The sequence below is a fragment of the Parabacteroides johnsonii DSM 18315 genome, from assembly GCF_025151045.1.
In the GTDB taxonomy this organism is placed as follows: Bacteria; Bacteroidota; Bacteroidia; order Bacteroidales; family Tannerellaceae; genus Parabacteroides; species Parabacteroides johnsonii.
This window is the reverse complement of record NZ_CP102285.1, coordinates 2787062-2807014: the sequence shown is the minus strand read 5'-3', so window position 1 is coordinate 2807014 and position 19953 is coordinate 2787062. Positions and strand designations below refer to the sequence as shown.

Genomic DNA, 19953 nt, shown 5'->3' with positions numbered 1-19953 from the left:
AATTGGTTTACTGCATTTCTTCTTTTTGTTTCTCCGCAATCTGCCGTATGGCAGCTTCCATGTCGCCGCCCAGCTTCTCCGCCAGTTCGCGGACTTCCATCTTCTCCGTTTCCTCCGTCGTATAGGCGAGGTACTCGTGCATGGACACCTCCGTGGCGTACACCGCCGACTGTGTACCGCCCAAGCCTATCCAGACCTCCTTGTACCGCCTCGACGGGTCGTTGGACTGGTTGATGGAGAGTATCTGCGACTTCTCCTTTTCCGTTAGCCCCAAGAGGGACTGTATCTGGTCAAAGCGGTTCATGAACTTCCGCTGGTCGAGCAGTATCTTGCAGTCCGAGTTGTTGATGATGGACTCCTTGACGATGGGCGAGCTGATGATGTCGTCCACCTCCTGCGTCACCACAATTGCCTCGCCGAAGTATTTTCTGACCGTCTTGTAGAGGTACTGGATGTAGGATGCCATGTTCGCCGAGGAAAGGGCCTTCCAAGCCTCTTCCACAATCAGGAGCTTCCTGACGCCTTTGAGCCGCCGCATCTTGTTGATAAACGCTTCCATGATGATAATCGTCACTACGGGGAAAAGCTCGGCATTATCCTTCACTGCATCAATCTCGAAGACCACGAACCGCTTGTGCAGCAGGTCGATGTTCTCCGTGGAATTGAGCAGGAAGTCGTAACGTCCGCCCTTGTAATACTGCCGGAGCGTGGTCAGGAAGTTGTCGATGTTGAAGTCCGTCTTCGCCACCTTGATGTAGCGTTCCTCCATCTCCTTGCGGTACACGTCCCTCATGTATTCGTAGAACGAGTTGAACGACGGTGTGATGTCCTTGTCCTGCTGGATTTTCAGGATGTAGGCGTTCACCGCGCTGCCCAGTTCCGCCGACTCCGTTTTCGTGGCGGGTTCGTTCTCGCTTTTCCACAGGGTCAGCAGCAGCGTCTTGATGCTGTCCTTCTTCTCCACGTCGAACACCCCGTCGTCCGTGTAAAACGGGTTGAACGAGATGGGCTTGTCCTCTGTGTAGGTGAAGTAGATGCCGTCCTTCCCCTTCGTTTTGCGGTGTATCATCTCACACAGGCCTTGGTAGGAGTTGCCCGTGTCCACCAGCACCACGTGGGAGCCTTGCTCAAAGTATTGGCGGACGAGGTGGTTCATGAAAAATGACTTGCCGCTGCCCGAAGGCCCCAGCACGAACTTGTTGCGGTTGGTCGTCACGCCCCGTTTCATCGGCAGGTCGGAGATGTCTATGTGCAGGGGTTTGCCGCTGATGCGGTCCGCCATGCGGATGCCGAAGGCGGACGGAGAGTCCTTGTAGTTGGTCTCGCCCGCGAAGAGGCACACCGCCTGCTCTATGAACGTGTGGAACGACTCTTCCGCCGGGAAGTCCGCCGCGTTGCCGGGGATGCCCGCCCAGAACAGCGTCGGGCAGTCCGTCGTGTTGTGGCGTGGCACACAGCCCATGCTTGCCATCTGGCTGCCCCCGTCGTTCCGGATGCGTTTCAGCTCCTCCGCGTCATCGCTCCATGCCATCACGTTGAAGTGGGCGCGGACGGACTTCAGCCCCTGCGAATGCGCCTCGTTCAGGTATTCCTCCACCCACTCGCGGTTGATCGCGTTCTGGCGGCTGTACCGGGAGAGTGACTGCATGTTCCTCGCCGTCTTCTCGAAGCGGCGCAGTTCCTCGTCGCTGTTGCCGATGAAGACATACTGGTTGTAGATGTGGTTGCAGGGCAGCAGCAGTCCCAGCGGCGCGGCGAAGGACAGGCGGCAGTCCGATCGGTCGGTGGACAGCCTTTCGTAACGGCAGTCCGTGGCCACCGCAGCGGGCAGGTCCTCCGTGTCCGACAGGGTGTGCAGGCACAGGCGGTTGTCGCCGACACGCATTTCCCTTGCCGTCATCTCGATGTCCTCCAGACAGTCCGCGTTGTCCAAAGAGAGCGCGAAATACCTGCCTATGATGCCCGTCTCCTTGTCCGTGCCTGTAAGCTCGTCATCGGAGAGACGGCGCAATTTGATATGCCCCGAATCGTTCAGGATACGCGCGAACTGCTCCACCGCCTCGATGAACTTCACCGCCGTTTCCTTGTCCTGTATCTCCTTCGGCACGATATGCCCACGGCACAGCGTGTTCCAGTTGCTCTGCTGCCTCATGCGCTCCTTCGTGGTCTTCGTCAGGAACAGGTAGCATTTGTGGTGGAGGAACGGACGCTCGTTGAAGTGCATCTCGTAGCTGCGGGCGAGGAAGCCCATGCCTTCCCTGCCAAGGTCGGGTCGGTACCGCTCCTTCACGTACCAGTCCTGTTTGTGCAGCACCGAGTGGTCGGGCAGCACCTTTATCGCCTTGCACCACGCGGCATGAATGCCCTCGTATTCCTCCGCCGTGACGGTATAGACCTCCGGCAGCTCCACCTCGAAGGCGGCGGTGATGTCCGCGTCTTTCGAGACGATGCACCCGTGTTCCACCGAGAGCAGGGGGAAGCGGCTTTCCAGCGTGGTGGCTTTCATTACATTTCTCATACGTTTCTTCCTTTCTTCTTTTTTCGTTGTAACAGATTGGACACCCGTCTGCGGTGGAGCACATGGCGGGGGCGCATCCGTGCCGCGCCCAGCTTCATCAGCCCGTGTTCGCCGTACTTCGCGTTCAGCCGGAACGTGAGCCACACAAGCGAGGAAGCCGATACGGTGCCGAAACCGATGCAGAGCCATTGACTTGCGCCCGCCATGTAGAGGATGACGAAGAGGATGAAGGCGGCGAGCAGCCCGCCCGCGAACAGGAACAGGTACTGCGCCTTCAAGCCCTTGAACTCCACCGGACGACCGATGCCCTTGTTGATGGGGTATTCAGCCATTGTCCTTATACCTATTATTATATATGTATAGCGGATGCCCGTTTGTTAAAGGAAGAATGAGCGCAGGATGGTCGCGCTTACAATCAGGAAGATACACGCGCCGAACCAGCTTGCGGCGGTCTTGGAGGTGTCGGGGTCTCCTGCACTGAACTTGCCGTACACCTTGATGCCTCCGATAAGCCCGACAACCGCGCCGATGGCGTAGATAAGTTTCGTCGCGGGGTCAAAGTAGGAAGTGACCATGCTGGTGGCTTCGGTGATGCCCGCCATGCCGTTGCCCTGTGCGAATACTTGGACGTTTGCAGCCAGCAGAAGGGCTGCGAGGATGATTTGCTTTTTCTTCAATGTCTTTGTCATAATCGTTACTTGTTTTTGTGCCTCCGGGTCGGATATTCCCTTTGGCGGTTGATACTTGTTTTTAATTTGCGGGCGTTTCTGCCCGTTGTTGGATTTAGTGGTTTCGGTGGCAAGCCGACGGTTTAGCCGTAGTCGATTTTCTTCGCATCTTGTTACGTTTTTACTTGTTATACATAGTCACGGATGTTGAAGTTCTCGAAGCTGTCCGGAACTTTGGGCACTTTTGGGGGCATAACCGTTGGTGCTGGTTTTGCCTGTAACGCTGACACGGAGTCCAGATAGAAGTCCATCAGCTCGTCCAGTTTCTTGCGGGTCGCTTCCGAACTTTTTTCTATCATCGCGAACAGCTCGTTGCCCTTCATGTCGCAGAACACCATTCCGGCGTGGCGGCGTTCCTCTTGCGTGGCTTTCGGCTTCTTCGCCGTCCGCATGGCAAGGTCGATGTCCTCGAAGGTCAATCCGCCCGCTTCATGGGGGTCGCCGTCATAATCCCCGTCTTCGTCATATTCCGCCCCGATGTCGGAAACACGCTTGTCGGCAAACACGTCGTCCAGTTCCTCATCGGGAATCTGGCGCGACGGCCTGGCTCCCGAAAGCCGGCTATTGAGGGAGGCCGTCTCATCGTCAAAAGCCACATCCTTTTCGTCCACCTCCTCACCGGAGACTTGCCGGGTGGCATCGGGCACCGATGCGGCAGCCTGCGGTTTCCTTTCAGGCATCCGGAACAGGCTTTTCCCCATGATGTCGCCGGACCTTTCCGGTATGCCCACATCCTTTTCCTTGCCCTCTTTGGGTACGCTTTCCTCCCGGCGTTCCCAAGTCAGGTAGATGACCATCCACAGGTTGAAGGCCATCATCAGCACGATGAACAGCTCGGCCATAATCAAAGCGGCTGCGAGGTTTCACGGCGTAGCAGGGCGTTGATGTCGTCCCCATAGGTCTGCAAGTGCTCTTCCAGCACGTTCTCAATGTACCCGCCGATGGTGCTGGCATTCCCGCCCAATGTCCGCACGATACGGGACAGTTTCCCGTGCATCTCGCGGCTTAGGTAAATGCACTGGCGGTGCGCCCCTTGCCTAGGTGTCAAATAGCGGAGGAACTCCGCCGCCTTTTCCAATTGAGTGTCGTCCACGATGTGGATGACCACGTCCGCCGTTTCCAGGTTCTTCACTTGGGGAGTGTCCGCCTTCGGGCTGCCGTTCCCCCTTTTCTTTGTTCTCGAATTAAAAAATCCCATCTTGTTTTCGTTTTTTAGGGTGAATAAAATCAATAAATGTCCTCGTAATTCTTCTTGTAAAGCCGGCGGATCACTTCCTCGTATTCGCGGAAGTGCTGCTCCAGCACACGGTCCACATAGACCGACAGCGTAAGCCCGTTCTTCCCAATGACCTGCACGATACGCTGTATCCGCTCGTGGTAGCCCTTGCGGATGTAGGCGGTCTTGCCCGAACACACGGGGATTTTCGGTGCATGAAGGAAGCGTTTCAGATATTCCACCTCTTTCTTCGCTTTCGCTGGCACTTTTTCCGTTTCTCCTGTCGCCCCGCCCGGGGCGTCTCCATCCGTTCCGGCATTTTCATGGGCGGCGGGCGCGGGCATTTCCGGGCGGAACGAGTCCAGGAACTTGCCGGGGTCAATATCCACATCGAGTTTCTTGGCCATCGGTTCAACGTTTTACGATGCCGAGTATTTCCTCCGCGAGGGCATCGATGCCGCTCCCTTTCGCCAACGCCTTGTCCGGCGGCAGCAGCGTGGAGCGGAAGAACGGGCGGTCTCCTTCCTCCGAGCCTTCCTTGCGGAAACGCTTGCTGTCGGGCAGGCAGGTGTCCAGCACTTCAAGCCCCATCCCGGCGATCACCTTGTCATAGATGTCGTACAGGTCGGTCTTCTCACGCTTGTCCACCATGTTCCACAAGAGGCGGATGCCCTTGATGTTCGACTTGCCTGTGGTGATTAGCGTGTCGTTGATGACGCTTGCGTACTTCAGCGAGCTTTCCATGATGAAACGGTCTGCGGCTATCGGGCAGAAGATGTAGTCCATCGTCGCCACCGTCCGGATCAGGTCGAGGTTGTTCACCGTACCCGTCAGGTCGAAGAAGATGAAGTCGGGCGGTGTCGCCGACTCGACAAATGGCCTGACCGTTTCAATCGCGTTGCCGGGACGGCTCCCCACAATCGGGTAGGCGCGTTTGCCGATGCGCTTGAACTGCTCGTAGGCTATCTTGCGCAGGTACGGGTTGCGCTCGATGCTTTTCAGGTCGCGTTCGCGCATGTCCTTGATGCTGAACTGGGGGTAATCGCAGTCCACGACCGCCACATCATACCCCTTCACGTAATACAGGTAACTCGCCATCAGCACGGTGAGTGTCGTTTTGCCTGCCCCTCCCTTCTGGGTGGAGAAGGCGATGAACAAAGGTTCTTTTTTCATGCTTTCTTCTTTTTTATTTGTTAGACATCCGTTTCTTGGTCCGGTCGGCAGCCATCCACTCGCGCAAACGGGCAGGTAGTCCGGCGTGCCAACCATTCCGCCTGCAAAGGAAAATGACTTTCGCCAAGGTTGTATCTCTTTGCCGTTGCGTGGCAGCATTTGGCGTTGTCGTGGCAGCTTGTGGCGTTCTTTGCCCGACCTTGTCGCCATTTCCTTTGCGTTTTGACCGGTGTCCACTCTTGAACATTCCCAACATTCCCAACATTCCAATGCCGGTATGCCTGCGTGCCGGCAGGCAGGTGAACAGGCTGGCGGGCAAGAGTGCCTGCCACCCGGCAAGAAAGAATGCCTGCCGGTTCGTGGGGCTATTGGTTTCAAACAGGTAAAACTCCTTTGGGCAATGCCGCCTCGTGGACTTCTTAACGCATTTCTGCCATTGCTTTCCTATCGTTTCCTTTTTTGCTCTTTGGCATTTCACCGTCCCAATGCCTGTATGCCTGTGTGCCGGCAGGCAGGCACAAGGGCAGGCAGACTGGCAGGCGGGAGAACAGGCAGGCAAGAATGCCCGCCACCCGGCAAGAAAGAATGCCTGCCGGTTCGCAAATCAGAAAGCCTACAGGCTGGCAGCTATGCTTTTTTCACTTGCGTGGCAGCATTTGGCGCTGTCGTGGCAGCTTGTGGCGTTTTTGAGCCGTATTTCAGACCTGGGAAACGCCCTACCTTTGCACCCAAGCGGCAGGGCAAAGCCGAAAGCGCGTACCGCAGGCCCCGGCTCCGTCCTTCTTTTGGGCAGCAGAAAGGTATCGGGCAACCGATGCCTTGCAGGGTCGGTAACGACAGGTCTATCCCCAATCCGTCGGGTACGGATTTTTGTGTCCTTTAAGACACAGCAAGGTATGTTTCGAGTTACTCGAAACCTTGCGGGTTACTCCCGCAAGCCTTGCCCCTGAAAGGGGAAGGGGCTTCCTCTCCGAAGTCGGGAAGCCTGTCTCCACCTGCGGTGCGTATGCCGAAGCTGCGCTTATGCCGTGACACCACTAAATCCATAGTAACAATGAACAGAGAACGAAAGAAAGGGGGCAGACACCCCAAGTTGGAAAAGAGGACGCACCATGTGATGCTGCGTTTCAGCGACGAGGAATGGCTCAGGTTCCTCGCCATGTACGAACAGACGGAGGTCAGGGCTAAGGCGGTCTTCGCCAAGGCCCGCATCTTCGGGGAGGAATTCCGCGTGTTCCGGGAGGACAGGACGCTGGTCGAATACTACGCCAAGCTGTCCTCTTTTCATGCGCAGTACCGCATGATAGGCAACAACTACAACCAGGCCGTCAAGGAGCTGCGCTGCCATTTCTCGGAGAAGAAGGCGATGGCGTTGCTCTACAAGCTGGAGCAATGCACGAAGGAACTGGCGGCTTTGACGCGCCGGATTGTGGAACTGACAAAGGAGTTCGAGGAACGATGGTCGCAAAAATCAGTTTAGGGAAATCGCTGTTCGGGGCGTTGGCGTACAACGGGGAGAAAATCAACAAGGAGCAGGGCAAGCTGCTCGGCACGAACAAAATCTTCGACGGCTGTTCCGGAAAGATGGACATCTGCCGTGCCATGCAGGACTTCTCCCGTTACCTCTCCCCGCACACGAGGACGGAGAAGCCAGTCATGCACGTGTCGCTCAATCCGCATCCCGACGACCGCCTGACGGACATGGAGTTGGAAGGCATCGCGCGTGAGTACATGGAACGGATGGGCTTCGGCGAACAGCCGTACATTATCTACAAGCACGAGGACATAGACCGCCACCACCTGCATATCGTGACCATCCGCGTGGATGCCGACGGCAGGTGCATCAGCGACCGCAACAACTTCCGCCGCAGCAAGGAGATTACCCGTGACTTGGAACGCAAGTACGGCCTGCACCCCGCCGACCGCAGGCAGCACCGCAACGACAATCCGCTCCGCAAGGTGGATGCCTCGCAGGGCGACGTGAAGCGTCAGGTGGCAAACACCGTCAAGGCGGTTATGGCTACTTATAAGTTCCGGACGATGGGCGAATACCGCGCCCTGCTCTCCCTCTACAACGTCACGGTGGAGGAAGCGCGTGGCATGGTGAACGGGCGCGAATATCATGGTTTGGTCTATTCCGCCACCGACGATGCCGGGAACAAGGTGGGCAATCCTTTCAAGGCGTCCCGCATCGGGAAGTCCGTCGGCTATGAGGCCGTGCGCCGCAGGTTTGAGTATTCCAATGCCCAAATTCGCGACAAGCGTCTAGCGGACATGACGCGCAAGACCGTTGCCGCCGCATTGGGCAGGACGTACCGCAAGGAAGAGTTCATCGCCCTGCTCAAAGCGAAGGGTGTGGACGTGGTGTTCCGCCATACGGACGAGGGGCGCATCTACGGGGCGACCTTCATCGACCACCGCATGGGCTGTGTGCTGAACGGCTCCCGGTTGGGCAGGGAATTTTCCGCCAATGCTTTGCAGGAGCATTTCACCCTGCTGTATGCAGACACGCCGCCAATGCCGTTCGCCGTTACACGGGACGAACCGCAGACGGAAGCCCATACCTATGTGGAACACGACGAGGGTCACTCCACGGGCTTGGGCTTGCTTGGCGGCGACGCATCGGGCGCACAGGCGGAGGAAGCCGCCTTCGAGCGCGAACTCAAACGCAGGCGGAAGAAACGCCGCAAGGGTTTGGGGCTGTGATTACCTAAGTACGGAACAGAGGGTATCTAAGTCCGTAACAGAGATACCCTAAGTCCGTACCTTAGGTTGCCACGCTTCCGGACAGGAATTAAACACTATTATTCATCAACTAAAAACAGAAACAGATTTATGTCACAACAGGAAGACGATTTGAGGGCGTTGGCGAAAATCATGGACTTTCTCCGCGCCGTGAGCATTATTCTGGTGGTCGTCCACCTCTATTGGTACGGGTATGAAGCCGTAAGGCTGTGGGGCATCGACATCGGTGTCGTGGACCGGATGCTGGTCAATTTCAACCGCACCGCCGGGCTGTTCCACCATATCCTTTACACGAAATTTTGTGCGTTGTTGTTATTGGCTCTCTCGTGCCTCGGCACAAAAGGCGTGAAGGAGGAAAAAATCACGTGGGGCAGGATTTGGGCGGTGCTTGCCGCAGGGCTGGCGTTGTTCTTCCTCAACTGGTGGTTGCTCTCCCTGCCGCTGCCCGTGGAAGCCAACGTAGCTTTCTACACCGCTTCAATGGCGGCGGGCTATGTGTGCCTACTGATGTCCGGCACATGGATGAGCCGCCTCTTGCGCACCAACCTTATGGAAGACGTGTTCAACGTGGAGAACGAGAGCTTCATGCAGGAGACACGCCTCATGGAGAACGAGTATTCGGTGAACCTGCCCACGCGCTTCTATTACAGGAAGAAGTGGAACGACGGGTATATCAACGTGGTAAACCCGTTCCGAGCCACTATTGTGCTGGGCACTCCGGGCAGTGGAAAATCGTATGCCGTGGTAAACAACTTTATCAAGCAGCAGATTGAAAAGGGCTTTAGTCTTTACTGCTACGATTTTAAGTACCCAGACTTATCGACCATCGCCTACAACCACCTGATGAACCACGGCGACGGCTACAAGGTCAAGCCGAAGTTCTACGTGATCAACTTCGACGACCCGCGCAGGAGCCACCGCTGCAATCCCATCCACCCGGATTTCATGGAGGACATCACCGATGCCTACGAGAGTGCCTACACCATTTTATTAAATTTGAACAAGACTTGGGTACAAAAGCAAGGCGACTTCTTCGTTGAGAGTCCGATTATACTTTTTGCCAGTATTATCTGGTTTTTACGGATTTATCAGGATGGAAAGTATTGTACCTTCCCACACGCCATTGAGTTGTTGAACAGACGGTATGAGGATGTCTTTCCTATCCTCACCAGTTATCCCGAACTGGAAAACTATCTTTCGCCCTTTATGGACGCTTGGCAGGGCGGCGCAGCCGAGCAGTTGATGGGACAAATTGCATCAGCGAAGATACCGCTCTCGCGCATGATTTCGCCCCAGCTCTATTGGGTCATGTCCGACAGCGAGTTTACGCTGGACATTAACAATCCCGATGAGCCGAAAATCCTCTGTGTCGGCAACAATCCCGACCGACAGAACATCTACGGCGCGGCGTTGGGCTTGTACAATTCACGCATCGTGAAGCTCATCAACAAGAAGGGCAAGCTGAAGTCGGCGGTAATCATCGACGAGCTGCCCACGATTTACTTCAAGGGATTAGACAACCTGATTGCCACCGCCCGAAGCAACAAGGTGGCGGTCTGCCTCGGCTTTCAGGACTTCTCGCAGTTGAAACGCGATTATGGGGACAAGGAAGCGGCGGTTGTGATGAATACGGTGGGTAACATCTTCTCCGGGCAGGTGGTGGGTGAGACCGCCAAAACGCTTTCGGAGCGTTTCGGGAAAATCTTGCAGAAGCGGCAGAGCATTACCATCAACCGCGAGGACAAGTCCACCTCCATCAACACACAGATGGAGAGCCTGATACCCGCAAGCAAGATTTCCACACTGACGCAGGGCATGTTCGTGGGTGCGGTGGCCGACAATTTCAACGAGCGCATCGAGCAGAAAATCTTTCATTGCGAGATAGTGGTGGACGCGGAGAAGGTGAAGCGCGAGGAACAGGCTTACCTGCCCATCCCAATCATCACGGACTTCACCGATGCCGACGGCAACGACCGCATGAAGGAAATGATACAGGAGAACTACAATCGCATCAAGGCGGAAGTGCGGCAGATTGTCGCCGACGAGTTGCAGCGCATCCAGTCCGACCCGGAACTGCAACACCTCTTGCAGAACAAGTAGTAACGCCATAGGCGAAAAAAGGAAAATCCTTAACTCGGCTGGATGTCCAGACCGGGCTAAGGATTCCCTTTTCTCATTGATTGACCCTTGATAGTTATTGCATTGATTGCTCCGCCTTATACAGCAGATGGGGCATTTCCTTTCCATTGTATATGATGATGGTATGGCTACCGCAAGGCTTCATGCCAATGGCTTCCGCCACACGGATGGAGGGCGTGTTTTCGGGACGAATGCTGCAATAGACCTCTTGCAAACCAAGTTCCTCGTAAGCGTACCGCAGGCATCTACGGGCAGCTTCCGTGGCATAGCCGTTGTGCCAATACGCATTGTCCAGGATGTAGCCGAGTTCCACCGCTCCATTCCCGTTTATCACGCTTTTCATCAGCCCGGCCTGTCCGATAAGTTTGCCCCGGTCTTTCAACACAAGGGCGAAATAACCGTAGCCATCCTTGCGGTAACGGGAGAACTGGCGGTTTACCCATTGCCGCACCTCCTTCTTGTCAAAGCCGTGTTCCCATGCGTACATGACTTCGGGCTTGCCCATAATGGCGAGTAACGCGCCCATGTCCTTGCGGGTGATTTTACGGATGACAAGCCGTTCCGTTTCCATGACAATGAGCGACTCGGCGTAGGTCTTTATTTCCATACCGTCGTCTTTCCATTCCTTGACCAGCTGCCGGACTGTATCATCCACGAGCCTGCGGTAAGCGTCATCGGGAACGGCTTTCAAATAAAACGTGTCATTGGTTTCTTTCAGTACCCAATCGGCTATGTCCTGCAAGTCCTTCCCCTCGGGGATGTAGTCCTTGTGCATCATGTACTCGTTGATGTTGTCCTCCAGCAGTTCCCTCATGGCGGTACGGGTGTCTTCCTCCAATTCCGAAAACGGGGTTTCCGCTACTTGAAAAATGTCGTTGTCCCATTCATCCGCTTCTTCATCGCCCTCTTCCGGCACACAAACGCCCCGTTTCATGTCCAGCATCTCCTGAGCGAATTTCCCCGACTCCCTGTCCTTGTACTTCTTGGCGTATTTTTCCAGCAGTTCCCAGTCCTGCCGCCTCATGGGGAAGCGGAATGCGGCGCTCTCCACCTCATTGCAGCGCATCATGTCCGCCTGTTCGTCCTTTGGAAGCGACTGGCATTCCTTGCAGATGTGCAGCGCGTGTCCTTTGCCCGTGAAGCTCTCGTTGGACTTGTGGCAGCCGCATATCTTGCAGTAGTGTCCGCTGTGTTTCTTTTTCTTCTTCGCCATATTACTCACTCCTCTCCAGCAAAGCTTTCCCCTGTTCGGTGAGTCGATACTTCTGTTTGGGATGTTTCGGCTGGTTCGGATAGAGCGGTTCCACCAATCCGGCTTCCATAGACGGGTTAAGGTAATTGCCCAAGAAATTCTCCCTGTCTTTCAGTTCCATCATTCCCATCATTTCTTTCAGCGAGCAGGTGTGTTCCCCTATCAGTTCAATGAGCCGGACGATGCTTGTCGGGTACTTGTCGGGCACTTGTCGGGTACTTGTCGGGTGCTTGTCGGGTGCTTGTTCTGGCGTTTCCCTCTTGTAACGGAAAATCACCCATACGGAACTTCCGTCCGTGTGAAATTCCGGGTCGGGTATGCCTGCACGATGGCACTCGTCTATCATCAGTCTAATGCCGCGCCCCCAGCTCTCCAACAGTTCGCTCTTGTAAAGCACGTTGGCTATGATGAGGTTGGGGGGCTCTGAACTGTGTCCGCCAAGCAGTTTTTCAAGGGTCATGTCGGGAGGAAACGCGCCGCTGCTCTCTATTTCCACACGATCGTCATAAATGGCGATGCCCACCGAACCACCCGGACGGTGGTAGGCCCTGTGACAAAAGGCGTTGATACAACACTCCCTTAATGCCTTGTATGGGATGCTCAGCTTTTCTTCACGGTACAGCCCCTCTATTTTTCCCGACAAGGACAGGTGCTTGAAAAAGAACGACATGGCGGCGTCCAACAACGCGTAAATGTTCCCTTGCAGGCGTTGGTTGTCCATGAATTCCTCTTTGGTCGTACCCCTAAACCTTGCCATTCGCAACAGGCATTGGGGATAGTCGTACAGATTGCGCCCGAACAGCACGGCAGCGGCATTGTTCAGCTTCCCGTCATGCAGCAGGTCGAATTTTTCAAGAATGACTGGTATTTCCTCTCGGATAGTGGTTTCCGGCAAGCGTCCGCAGCTGATTCCGGCACGTACCGCGCCGATGATGGCATTCTCGTCGAGGTCGCTGATTTGCAGGTCGGGATTGGGCATCGCCTCCCAACTGTATTTGCCGCCCCTTTGCATCAGCAGGTGGTTGTACTTGTCCTGCGACATGACGGATGTCACACTTTCTATCCGCTGGTAAGCCCTGCCTTTGTACGTGAATGGGCGCATATAGCGTTGTTCCTCCGCATATAAGGCAATGACTTGCTTGTTCGTGTCGGGAATACTTATGTATGAGACCTTTATCGTGGCAAATGGCTCAATCTGGCGGATGGCTTCCGCTATTTCCCGTTTCGTCTTGTCGCTCACCTCCTGACCGATGATTTTCCCGTTGTCCTTGACACCGAACAGCACCGTGCCGCCCTCGCCGTTGAGGAAGGCGCACAATGTTTCCATGCCGCGCTCCAACTGCCCGGTGGTCTGCTTGTATTCTGTCCGTCTCCCTTCATCGCCGGAGGCCAGTTTGCTTATATCGTCTATATGGGTTATATTCATGCGTAATCGTTTGGAGGGCAAAAATAATCATTTGACCGACAGATACGAAATTTTGGAGCATTTTCTTGCAATCTGCCATTGATTGAACAGGAAAAAGGAACCGGGAGCAAGAGGGGCTTCTACCCATACACCTTGCTCCCGGCAATAAATCGGACAGAAACACTTTCATCTCTTGCGTGCCCGTTCCCGCTCATCGTCTTTCACGATCCGCTCGTTCAACTTTTCGGAAGCCCGGTCGAAGAAATAGGTGCGGCTGTCGTTTTTCCTACGCCGGATATCCACATAGGCGTTGTAGCACTGGCTGGCTTTCAGTTCCATGCCGAAGATTCGGGAGAAGTGGGCCATTAGTTCCTGGATGCCGGTTTCACCGCCGTTGATACATTTCAGGGTGTCGAGCCCGTACAACAATTCCACCAGGTCGGATATGCTGCCCGTCCAGCATATCGGAGGGGCGTCAGAATGAGGAGCGCCGGTTTTCTCGCCGGTGAACATGCGAGAGGGCGGTGTCGGCAACGGATGGTATTCACGGGCAAGGAACCGTAGCATCTTGCGCACAAAGGCAAGGGCCTTGTGCACATGCAGGTTCAGTTCATTTTCATGACTCCTGCCTTGCAGGGCCTCATGGTATTGCAGTTCCGTTTCCGCGTAGCTCAGGGCGTGCACCGGGTGGCCGCTCCCGGACGGGGTGAGGCAGAGCTGGATGACCCTTTGGGTGAACTCATCGTAGGCCGTGCGTAACCCGGCGCGGCTCTCGGGATTGCTTATCAGACGGAAAAATTCGGTTTCCGTCAAAGTGAGATGTTCCATTTGTTCCTAATCTTTTTGTTTTTAATCGGATGAAATGTGCGCACATACATCCATAGGAGCAAATGGCAGTCCAATTATGGTGTCATGGCGATAGAATCTTACACAATTCGCTATAAATCAGATTATTCATGAGCAAAAAAAATGTTTTCAGAAAGAATAAGCAACCCTTTTCCCGTGTCCGACTTCCGGACAAGTGTCCGTTTTTCGTACACTACACCGCCATGTCACTTCTTCGTCTGAATCCCATACAGATCCATTTTCTCGTACAACGTGCTCCGGCTTATGCCAAGCAGCCTGGCGGTCTCTTTCCGGTTATGCCCGGCCTTTTCCAAAGCCTGGCATATCCGTATCCTTTCCATCTCTTCCCCTTTCAAAGTAACGTCAGGGTCGGAAGGCTTTTCCGCTTCCTCCAAGTTCAAGTCCTCCGCAGTCACCATCTCCCCTTGGGCAAAGAGCACGGCGGATTGGACCACCTGTTTCAATTCCCTCACGTTTCCCGGCCAGTCATGGGCCAGCAGCCGTTTCTTCGCCTCCGCATCAAAACCTTTTACCTGCCTGCCATGTTCTTGGTTGTAAAGTTCCCGGAAGAATTCGGCAAGCGGCAGGATGTCATCCGGGCATTCCCTGAGCGGGGGCACTGTCACGGTGTATTCACTCAGCCGGAAATACAAGTCCCGGCGGAAACGCTTTTCAGATATGGCTTCTTCCAGATTCTCATTCGTTGCGGTGATGATGCGCACGTTGGCTTTCCGGTCTTTTGTACCGCCGACCGGGCGGTAGCGCTTGTCCTGTATGGCGCAGAGCAGCATCTGCTGCACGCCGAGGGGAAGGTTGCCTATCTCATCCAGGAACAACGTGCCGCCCTCGGCTTCCGCCCAATAGCCTTCCTTGCGCCCGACCGCTCCGGTAAAAGCCCCCTTTTCATGCCCGAACAGGGCGGAAGCGGCCAGGTTCTCGGAAAGCAACCCGCAGTCCACCGTCACAAATGGTTTGTCCGCACGGTCGCTCTGGGCATGTATCTTCTCCGCGATGTGTTTCTTCCCGGTTCCGTTTTCACCCCGGATCATCACGCAGATGTCGGCTTTGGCCAGGATGTGGAGACGCCCGAATACTTTCTGGTAAGCTTCGCTTTCCCTCATGAACAGGGGTTCCTCATGGAACGACTGCCTTTTCTGCAAGTCTTGGAGCATGGCGGGAAGCTGGCTGGTCAGCAGTTTCTTGGGGATATAGTCTTCCGCCCCGGATTTCATGGAGCGCACGGCGGTGGACACTTCCGCATAATCCGTCATGATGACGCAGGGATTGCGCTTTCCCTGTCGGCGCAGTTCCTCCAACAGCTTGATGCCGTCGCCGTCGGGCAGCTTCAGGTCGGCAAGCACGATGTCGTCATCGTCCATCGTGGCAAATAACTTTCGGGCACCCGCGCAATCTAAGGTGCTCACTGTCCGGTATCCGTTTTCTTTCAAAAAATTGCAGACATACCCGCTGTACACGAGGTTGTCTTCCACTACGATAATCTTTCCCATTTCTTCATCTCCTTTCCTGCGGCTTTTATGATGGTTTCTCCTTGTTCCAGCACGACACGGACTGCGCAGGCGACCTCTTCGTCCGAGCGCGGTTCATTATGGATGGCTTCATGTAACTTCTGCAAGGGGCGTTCCGTCCGTATCACCATCCATGAGCTCCTCAAATGGTGTACCAACCCGTTCAAGGCTGCCAAGTCTTTCCTTTCGGAAACCCTCCGGACTTCCTCCATGTCCTTCTTCGTTTCGGCAATCAGCTCCTCCAAGGTTTTCCGCTTGTCGCCGAAAGCAAGCAAGGCGGAAAAGTCCGGCTGCCGGTTTCGTCTTTCACGGCTGTAGTGTCGTGTCGTTTCCATCAGCTCGTCTATGGAAAACGGCTTGGGAAGCAACCCGGAAAATCCGGCCTCCCTCAGTTCATCCTCCGATACATAGCCCGCCGCCGTGGCTGCCACCACGGGAATGGTGCGGGAATTGCCGATGTCGGACATGCGCAGCAGCTCCAAGATTTCATAGCCGTTTGCTTCCGGCATTTTCAGGTCTGTTATCAACAGGTCATAATCCTTGTCCCGTATCCTGTCGGTCAAATCGGTCAAGGTCAGGCAGGTGTCGCACGACACGCCGCATTGAAGGTACATCTCGCGCATCAGGCGGAGCGTCACCGGATCGTTGTCTATGGCCAGCACGGAACATCCGGCCAGTGAGGGGTGGACATCCTTCGCTTTCTCTTCTTCCGGAACTTCTTCGGCTTTCGGCAGCGGAAGGACAACGGTAAAGCGGCTTCCCTTGCCCGGTTCGCTCTCTACGGAAGCGGAACCCTGCATCAACTTTACGAGATTGGCCACGATGGCAAGGCCCAGCCCGAATCCGTCCTGTGTCACGGCATTGCCAAGACGCTCGAAAGGGGCGAAGATCTGTTCCTGTTTTTCTTTCGGGATACCTGTTCCGGTGTCCTGCACGGACAGGGTGAACAGTCCGTCCTTGTAATCCGTATGGAGTGTGATGCGGCCGCTGCGGGTGAACTTGAGCGCGTTGGAAAGCAGGTTGCTTCCGATGCGCAATATGCGCTCCTTGTCGCCGCCCAGCACCTCTGCCGTCCGATTGTCGGTCACGAATTCGATGCCCTTGGCTTCCGCCAAAGGGGCGAACTCCGTTTCCAGTACAGTGGCTATGGACCCAGAGCGGAACGGACGGATGTTCAACTTCTCTTTCCGGTTTTCCAGCCTGAAAAATTCCAGCAGCTCTGTGGTCATGGAAGCCATGCGGTCCGCGGACTCACGCACGATGCGTATGTGGCGTGTCCGGTCTTCCGGGGCTTCATCCCGGAGCAAAAGCTCTGCATTTCCGCTTATTGCCGTCAGGGAAGTGCGCAGTTCGTGACTGACGGTCTGCATCAAGTTACGACGAAATTGCAGCAACTGACGGTTCTTCTCGTTGCTCGCCTGCAATTCGTCGATAAGTCCTTCGCGTTTTTTCTTTTCGCTGAGATTACGTCGGATTTCCCGGTGGATGGCGATATGGAACAAGACCAAAAGGAGGATGGCGGCGGACAAAGTAGAGGCTAGCAGGAGCGTGGAGCGGTTTTGCGCTTCCAGAATCTTGTGCTCCCGTAAGGAGCAGGCCTCTTGCGCCTGCCGGTCCAGATGCTTGATGAGGTGGTTCAGCCGGGCGTTCAAGGCAAGATTGTGGGCGTACAGGCTGTCGGCGCTGGTTTCCATCTCTTCTGTTCCTTCCTGCTGCATAGCAATCAGGCTGTCGCTGAAAGCGTGCAGTTCCCCGGCGGAAGGCAATATACGGACGGTTTTCTTGGCACCCAATGCTCCCAGGAGATTGTCCCTTCTTTTCCTCACGGTACGTATGCGGGTGGCACGTTCCGCCACTTCGGGCAGATGGTTGACCAGAATGCTGTCCGCTGCATCCTGCATCCCAATGGCTTCCACGACACGGAACAGGTGCGTTTCCTTGTCAGCAAGCAGGTGCCGGAGCGTATCAATCTGTCCCGGACGCACATGCTGCCTGCACCGGGGCTTCAAGGCCAGCAGCAGGCTGTCCGTGGAAAGGCGTTTCCGGCGATAGTATGCCGTATCCGTATTTTCCTGGCTGATCAGGCTCTCGCCCAGCAGGGAAAGCTCGGTGATGTGAAGCTGTGCGGCATGGATGTCGTTCCGTACCGATTGCAGGTCATGCACTTCGGAATCTATTTCCCGCATCCGGCCACGCTCATGGATAAGGATGACCACCATTCCTGCGATGACGGCCAGCAACAGGAAGCTCCCGGCATATATCTTTTGTGTCAAGGATACTTTCATTGCTAGTCATATTATTCGTAGCGCATCCTGTTAAATGAATGTGCTACTCGTTAAGGTAGCAAAAATAGGAATTATCTGTTATAATCCATGCGGACGATTCGGAGTTTACGAATAATTACCATTTTGGTACAATTCAAAACAAATTAAAACGCTTTTGGAATAAAAGTAGAAAGCCCTTGGACTCCAAACGGGGCAAGGGCTTCCTTATTTTGTATTGGAATACAAATCCAATACAAATTCAATACAAATCCAAGAAATTACATCATGGGCATCAGGACCAGATCCATTCGAAGCATTCGATATCATCCTCTGACAGATCGTCACCGATTTGCAGTTCTATGAGTTCCAGTTCTGTTACGGATTTTATGGCGTGCTTCTGTCCTTTGTGAATATGAATCACATCGCCGCCCTGTAGCACTTTTGTTTTCCCGTCAAGAACGAAACAGCCGGTTCCATCCATAATCGTCCATATTTCTTCCCGGTGGGAATGCCGCTGGTAACGGAAGCTTTCCCCGTTATGGATACAGACATGCCTGACCAAGAATCGGGTCCCGCTTCGGGAGGTGAAACGGGTAATGACTTTGTAAGTCCCCCAAGGCTGTTCTACATAGCTTGAATCGCTGTCATTCGCGTAGTGAGAATCACTATTTTGACAAGCCACATACGGTAATTCTGCTCCTTTGCCTTCATGGAGGCATGGCACGGCTGGTGACATTTGGTTGTGTTCGGGATGGATAATTGTCTTTTTGTTCATATGCAGCAACGACATATACAAAACAAGCACCTGAAAGTATATTTGAGTTTCACCTCCAGATGCTTGTCGTCAAGTTGTAAAACAATAATCAATTATTGCTTGTACCTCCGTCGTGGTTTCTGTTGTAAGAGGTTGCTGTCACTGCCATATCTCCGTATTGCCGTCCGCTGACTGAACGGTTCAACGCGGAAACAGTCAGGGTAGTCACCTGCTGGGTCCCTGTCACGTGCAAGGCTGTACCAATGGGCAAGGTAACATTGAGGGGATAACTGCCCGTGGCCGTAGTGACGTTCGCCCCAGCGATGCGGGCCAAAATCTCAATCAGGTAAGCGGTTATCCTGCTGGTACCTGACGAAGTGATTTCCGTTCCGATGTGGTAGGTAAACGAAGCCGAACCTACTGTTATATCACCCGAACCGTACAGGTTATCCCACAAGTCCTGTTCAAAGGCAAGCGGCGTGGTCGTGGAAGAGGAGGTCACATCAGCACCGAAGAGCAATGTATAGGAAGTGAACTGGTCGGCAAATACGGTCACCTGTCCGCCTTCCACCGTGTACTCGGCATCCACCCATTGTCCGTTCACGTATTTCTGTGCCGTGACGGATTGTGCCACTTCCGCATCCACGTCGTAGGCCAATTCAATGGGACTTGAAAGCGTGGCATTCGCATCGCTACAAGCTACATTGGTTCCTATCAGCATGACTCTTTCTGCCGCGCGGGTTGTGGTACGGGTATTGGCCTCGGCTTCATCCAACGTGTAAAGCGGCGTAACCACAATGGAACTTCCAGCTGGCAATTCTGCTGCTTCAGGTACGGTGACAGCCACAGTGACCGCTCCCTCGTCATTGCCTTCGATGGTTTCAGATGTCACGTTGGTTTCCGTATCGCCACTAGCGGCAACCTCGATGGTCGTGCCCTCATTGGGCAGGGCCACGTTCCACACTACATTGGCGGCATTTCCGCTTTCACTCACGATAACGGTCGTTTCTTTGGTCTGTTTGCCTGAAGCGGATGCTGTCAGCGTATGACTTCCTGCCGCTACATCTTCAAAAGTGAACGTACCGTCTGCGCTTGTTTGTGCCGACGTGCCGTCCATGCTCACGGTAGCTGTAAGCCCGTTGCCGTCTATGCCGGTTACACGCCCACTGATACTGTGCGACACAGACACGGTGGGCGGTGTCACGTTGCTGTAATCCGGGTCGTCATCACTGCACCCTACGAAACTGGTGGACAAAGCCACACTGAGGAATGCGTACATTCCAAACTTTGTTAGATTTTTCATACTCAAAAAATTAATTGAACAACTAAAATTAGATATTGTAATATTATTGTGAATATTTGAGAAATTATCGTTGGAGTCGTTGTG

General features: G+C 54.5%; 20 protein-coding genes. 4 read left to right on the top strand and 16 right to left on the bottom strand.

What is annotated here, in order from left to right; all coding sequences use genetic code 11:
• Positions 1-7: 7 nt before the first annotated feature.
• From NQ564_RS11525 to NQ564_RS11490, 8 genes are all read right to left on the bottom strand, one after another.
• On the bottom strand, positions 8-2518 hold the full coding sequence (locus NQ564_RS11525; protein ID WP_227963146.1) for a TraG family conjugative transposon ATPase: 2511 nt from the start codon (positions 2516-2518) through the stop codon (positions 8-10).
• The gene (locus tag NQ564_RS11520) at positions 2515-2850 is read right to left on the bottom strand and encodes a DUF4133 domain-containing protein (protein WP_008151318.1); all 336 of its coding nucleotides are present in this window, start codon (positions 2848-2850) and stop codon (positions 2515-2517) included. Before NQ564_RS11520 ends, NQ564_RS11525 begins: the two co-directional genes overlap by 4 nt.
• Before the next feature lie 45 nt (positions 2851-2895).
• Positions 2896-3207, bottom strand: coding sequence for a DUF4134 domain-containing protein (locus NQ564_RS11515; protein ID WP_008151316.1), 312 nt, complete (start codon positions 3205-3207; stop codon positions 2896-2898).
• 167 nt (positions 3208-3374) lie between these two features.
• The gene (locus NQ564_RS11510; RefSeq protein ID WP_008151314.1) at positions 3375-4088 is read right to left on the bottom strand and encodes a hypothetical protein; all 714 of its coding nucleotides are present in this window, start codon (positions 4086-4088) and stop codon (positions 3375-3377) included.
• A 2-nt stretch (positions 4089-4090) separates the two neighbouring features.
• Positions 4091-4477 (bottom strand): DUF3408 domain-containing protein, encoded by a 387-nt coding sequence (locus NQ564_RS11505; RefSeq protein ID WP_008151312.1) that lies wholly within the window; start codon positions 4475-4477, stop codon positions 4091-4093.
• Entirely contained in the window at positions 4474-4869 is a 396-nt protein-coding gene (locus NQ564_RS11500; RefSeq protein ID WP_008151310.1) for a DUF3408 domain-containing protein, read from the bottom strand. The genes NQ564_RS11505 and NQ564_RS11500 overlap by 4 nt, the downstream gene beginning before the upstream one ends.
• A gap of 4 nt (positions 4870-4873) precedes the next feature.
• Positions 4874-5635, bottom strand: a complete 762-nt coding sequence (locus NQ564_RS11495; RefSeq protein WP_008151308.1) for a ParA family protein — start codon at positions 5633-5635, stop codon at positions 4874-4876.
• A 13-nt stretch (positions 5636-5648) separates the two neighbouring features.
• On the bottom strand, positions 5649-5900 hold the full coding sequence (locus tag NQ564_RS11490) for a hypothetical protein (protein WP_157632066.1): 252 nt from the start codon (positions 5898-5900) through the stop codon (positions 5649-5651).
• A gap of 12 nt (positions 5901-5912) precedes the next feature.
• Here NQ564_RS11490 and NQ564_RS11485 point away from each other — a divergent pair, with 12 nt between their 5' ends.
• Positions 5913-6518, top strand: a complete 606-nt coding sequence (locus tag NQ564_RS11485; RefSeq protein WP_157632065.1) for a hypothetical protein — start codon at positions 5913-5915, stop codon at positions 6516-6518.
• Positions 6519-6541: 23 nt separating this feature from the next.
• Here NQ564_RS11485 and NQ564_RS11480 read toward each other — a convergent pair whose 3' ends face one another.
• Positions 6542-6682 (bottom strand): hypothetical protein, encoded by a 141-nt coding sequence (locus NQ564_RS11480; protein ID WP_227963145.1) that lies wholly within the window; start codon positions 6680-6682, stop codon positions 6542-6544.
• Between the two features lie 7 nt (positions 6683-6689).
• Here NQ564_RS11480 and mobA point away from each other — a divergent pair, with 7 nt between their 5' ends.
• From mobA to mobC, 3 genes are all read left to right on the top strand, one after another.
• Positions 6690-7115: a conjugal transfer protein MobA gene (gene mobA, locus NQ564_RS11475; RefSeq protein WP_008151302.1), complete on the top strand. Its 426-nt coding sequence runs from the start codon at positions 6690-6692 to the stop codon at positions 7113-7115.
• Positions 7094-8341, top strand: coding sequence for a conjugal transfer protein MobB (gene mobB / locus NQ564_RS11470; protein ID WP_008151300.1), 1248 nt, complete (start codon positions 7094-7096; stop codon positions 8339-8341). The genes mobA and mobB overlap by 22 nt, the downstream gene beginning before the upstream one ends.
• Positions 8342-8470: 129 nt before the next feature.
• Positions 8471-10480, top strand: a complete 2010-nt coding sequence (gene mobC / locus NQ564_RS11465; protein WP_008151299.1) for a conjugal transfer protein MobC — start codon at positions 8471-8473, stop codon at positions 10478-10480.
• Positions 10481-10574: 94 nt separating this feature from the next.
• Here mobC and NQ564_RS11460 read toward each other — a convergent pair whose 3' ends face one another.
• The 7 genes from NQ564_RS11460 to NQ564_RS11430 all read right to left on the bottom strand — a co-directional run bounded on the left by NQ564_RS11460 (position 10575) and on the right by NQ564_RS11430 (position 19869).
• Positions 10575-11732 (bottom strand): GNAT family N-acetyltransferase, encoded by a 1158-nt coding sequence (locus NQ564_RS11460; protein WP_008151297.1) that lies wholly within the window; start codon positions 11730-11732, stop codon positions 10575-10577.
• 1 nt (position 11733) lies between these two features.
• The gene (locus NQ564_RS11455; protein WP_008151294.1) at positions 11734-13197 is read right to left on the bottom strand and encodes an ATP-binding protein; all 1464 of its coding nucleotides are present in this window, start codon (positions 13195-13197) and stop codon (positions 11734-11736) included.
• Positions 13198-13362: 165 nt separating this feature from the next.
• A complete protein-coding gene (locus tag NQ564_RS11450) occupies positions 13363-13860 on the bottom strand; it encodes an RteC domain-containing protein (protein WP_260056423.1) in 498 nt (165 codons plus the stop codon).
• Positions 13861-14228: 368 nt separating this feature from the next.
• Positions 14229-15530, bottom strand: coding sequence for a sigma-54-dependent transcriptional regulator (locus NQ564_RS11445; protein WP_008151291.1), 1302 nt, complete (start codon positions 15528-15530; stop codon positions 14229-14231).
• Positions 15512-17833: a hybrid sensor histidine kinase/response regulator gene (locus NQ564_RS11440; protein ID WP_008151289.1), complete on the bottom strand. Its 2322-nt coding sequence runs from the start codon at positions 17831-17833 to the stop codon at positions 15512-15514. The genes NQ564_RS11445 and NQ564_RS11440 overlap by 19 nt, the downstream gene beginning before the upstream one ends.
• Positions 17834-18104: 271 nt before the next feature.
• Positions 18105-18587, bottom strand: a complete 483-nt coding sequence (locus NQ564_RS11435) for a phosphomannose isomerase type II C-terminal cupin domain (RefSeq protein ID WP_157632064.1) — start codon at positions 18585-18587, stop codon at positions 18105-18107.
• Positions 18588-18675: 88 nt separating this feature from the next.
• Entirely contained in the window at positions 18676-19869 is a 1194-nt protein-coding gene (locus tag NQ564_RS11430; protein WP_008151285.1) for a beta-sandwich domain-containing protein, read from the bottom strand.
• Positions 19870-19953 lie beyond the last annotated feature (84 nt).